The sequence below is a fragment of the Eubacterium coprostanoligenes genome (assembly GCF_900167205.1).
GTDB lineage: Bacteria > Bacillota > Clostridia > Oscillospirales > Acutalibacteraceae > Eubacterium_R > Eubacterium_R coprostanoligenes.
On the sequence record NZ_FUWW01000033.1, the window covers coordinates 1 to 3,055 of the forward strand.

A 3,055-nucleotide genomic window follows, 5' to 3' on the forward strand; every position below is an offset into this window, starting at 1 on the left:
TATATTCCCAAGCTTCGGTGTACGATTTAGCCCCGTTAAATCTTCGGCGCAGAGTCACTCGACCAGTGAGCTATTACGCACTCTTTGAATGAATGGCTGCTTCTGAGCCAACATCCTGGTTGTCTGTGCAATTCCACATCCTTTTCCACTTAACCGTACTTTGGGACCTTAGCTGTGGGTCTGGGCTGTTTCCCTTTCCACCACGAAACTTATCTCACGTAGTGTGACTCCCAATATTTCATTATCCGCCATTCTTAGTTTGATAGGGTTCAGTAAGCTTTCGCCCCCTAGCCCATTCAGTGCTTTACCTGCGGTAATGTATATTGAGGCTAGCCCTAAAGCTATTTCGGAGAGAACCAGCTATCTCCGAGTTCGATTGGAATTTCTCCGCTAGCCACAAGTCATCCCCTACCATTTCAACGGGAGTGGGTTCGGCCCTCCATGGAGTTTTACCTCCACTTCAGCCTGCTCATGGCTAGGTCACTCGGTTTCGGGTCGAATACCACTAACTATTTTCGCCCTATTAAGACTCGCTTTCGCTTCGGCTTCAGACCTTAAGTCCTTAACCTCGCTAGTGACATTCACTCGCCGGACCATTCTACAAAAGGTACCATATCACACGTTGATGTGCTCTATGTGCTTGTAGGCACAAGGTTTCAGGTTCTATTTCACTCCCCGCCAGGGGTTCTTTTCACCTTTCCTTCACAGTACTATTCACTATCGGTCATTGGAGAGTATTTAGGCTTGGAGGGTGGTCCCCCCGTATTCCCACCGGGTTTCACGTGTCCGGCGGTACTCTGGATCCTGCTAGCCTGACTCGGTTTTCGTGTACGTGACTCTCACACTCTATGGTTGAGCTTCCCATCTCATTCTACTAACCTTATCAGTACATGTTGCAGTCCGAACCCCAAAAGTATTACTACTCTTGGTTTGGCCTCTTCCGCGTTCGCTCGCCACTACTTACGGAATCTCGGTTGATGTCTTTTCCTCGCCCTACTTAGATGTTTCAGTTCAGGCGGTTCCCCACGACTTGCTATTTTATTCACAAGAGGTTGACAGAGTATTGCTCTGCCGGGTTTCCCCATTCGGATATCCACGGATCGAGGGCTGCTTTCGCCTCCCCGTGGCTTTTCGTAGATCGCTACGTCCTTCATCGGCTTCCAATGCCAAGGCATTCCCCTTGCGCCCTTATTAGCTTGACCTTTTTCAGAATTATGTGTCCTATCGGTTTTTGTTAATTTCCTCAACGTTTTATTGTAGTAAAAATTTTTACCCTAAACAGTTGTTTAGACTTTTTGAATATTTTTGGTTACATTATCTCGTTGTTTCCATTTCACATTACCTGTATTCAGTTTTCAAAGTACATTTCTACCATAAAGCTTTTTGCTTTATGTGGTGGGCCCGAGTGGACTCGAACCACCGACCTCACGCTTATCAGGCGTGCGCTCTAACCACCTGAGCTACGAGCCCATTTCTATGTGGTTCTGTCGGCTCTTATCCTTTAGAACCCTTTTTTATTCAGGACCTTAGTCCTTGGTGGAGATAAGCGGGATCGAACCGCTGACCCCCTGCTTGCAAAGCAGGTGCTCTCCCAGCTGAGCTATACCCCCATATTTCCTTTTCGAAAGCCTAGGGCCTTCAAAATTAAACAACGATTACTTCAAGTTTTCCGATTCTGACCTTGGATGTCTAACAAAACCTTTTTCATTTTGTTATGTCTCCATAGAAAGGAGGTGATCCAGCCGCAGGTTCTCCTACGGCTACCTTGTTACGACTTCACCCCAGTCGCCAATCCTACCTTCGGCAGCGTCCTCCATTAAGGTTAGACTACTGACTTCGGGTATTACCGGCTCCCATGGTGTGACGGGCGGTGTGTACAAGACCCGGGAACGTATTCACCGTGGCATGCTGATCCACGATTACTAGCAATTCCAACTTCGTGCAGGCGAGTTTCAGCCTACAGTCCGAACTGAGATCGTTTTTGAAGTTTTGCTCCACCTCGCGGTATTGCTTCTCTTTGTTAACGACCATTGTATTACGTGTGTAGCCCAGCACATAAGGGGCATGATGATTTGACGTCATCCCCACCTTCCTCCACCTTGTCGGTAGCGGTCCCATTAGAGTGCTCTTGCGTAGCAACTAATGGCAGGGGTTGCGCTCGTTGCGGGACTTAACCCAACATCTCACGACACGAGCTGACGACAACCATGCACCACCTGTCTCAACTTTCCCCGAGGGGCACCTAATATATCTCTATTTCGTTAGTTGGATGTCAAGTGCTGGTAAGGTTCTTCGCGTTGCATCGAATTAAACCACATAATCCACTGCTTGTGCGGGTCCCCGTCAATTCCTTTGAGTTTCAACCTTGCGGTCGTACTCCCCAGGTGGATAACTTATTGCGTTAGCTGCGGCACAGAAGGGGTCAGACCCCCTACACCTAGTTATCATCGTTTACAGTGTGGACTACCAGGGTATCTAATCCTGTTTGCTCCCCACACTTTCGAGCCTCAGCGTCAGTAAAAGCCCAGTTGGCCGCCTTCGCCACCGGTGTTCCTCCGAATATCTACGCATTTCACCGCTACACTCGGAATTCCGCCAACCTCTACTTCACTCAAGAAGAACAGTTTCAACTGCAGTTTATGGGTTAAGCCCATAGATTTCACAGCTGACTTGCTCCCCCGCCTGCGCTCCCTTTACACCCAGTAATTCCGGACAACGCTTGCCACCTACGTATTACCGCGGCTGCTGGCACGTAGTTAGCCGTGGCTTGCTCCTTAGCTACCGTCATTTTTCTTCACTAAGAACAGGAGTTTACAATCCGAAAACCGTCTTCCTCCACGCGGCGTTGCTGCATCAGGCTTGCGCCCATTGTGCAATATTCCCCACTGCTGCCTCCCGTAGGAGTCTGGGCCGTGTCTCAGTCCCAATGTGGCCGTTCAACCTCTCAGTCCGGCTACTGATCGTCGACTTGGTAGGCCGTTACCCCACCAACTATCTAATCAGACGCGAGCCCATCCTTCAGCGCAATAGCTTTGGTACATCAATGATGCCATCA

At 49.1% G+C, this 3,055-nt stretch carries 2 tRNA genes and 2 rRNA genes; all 4 read right to left on the minus strand.

Annotated features, from left to right (window positions below):
- Window positions 1–1,202, minus strand: a 23S ribosomal RNA gene (locus tag B5D29_RS08480); the annotation flags it as partial.
- A gap of 191 nt (window positions 1,203–1,393) precedes the next feature.
- A tRNA-Ile gene (locus B5D29_RS08485) sits at window positions 1,394–1,470 on the minus strand.
- A 64-nt stretch (window positions 1,471–1,534) separates the two neighbouring features.
- Window positions 1,535–1,610, minus strand: a tRNA-Ala gene (locus B5D29_RS08490).
- Window positions 1,611–1,726: 116 nt separating this feature from the next.
- Window positions 1,727–3,055, minus strand: a 16S ribosomal RNA gene (locus B5D29_RS08495); the annotation flags it as partial.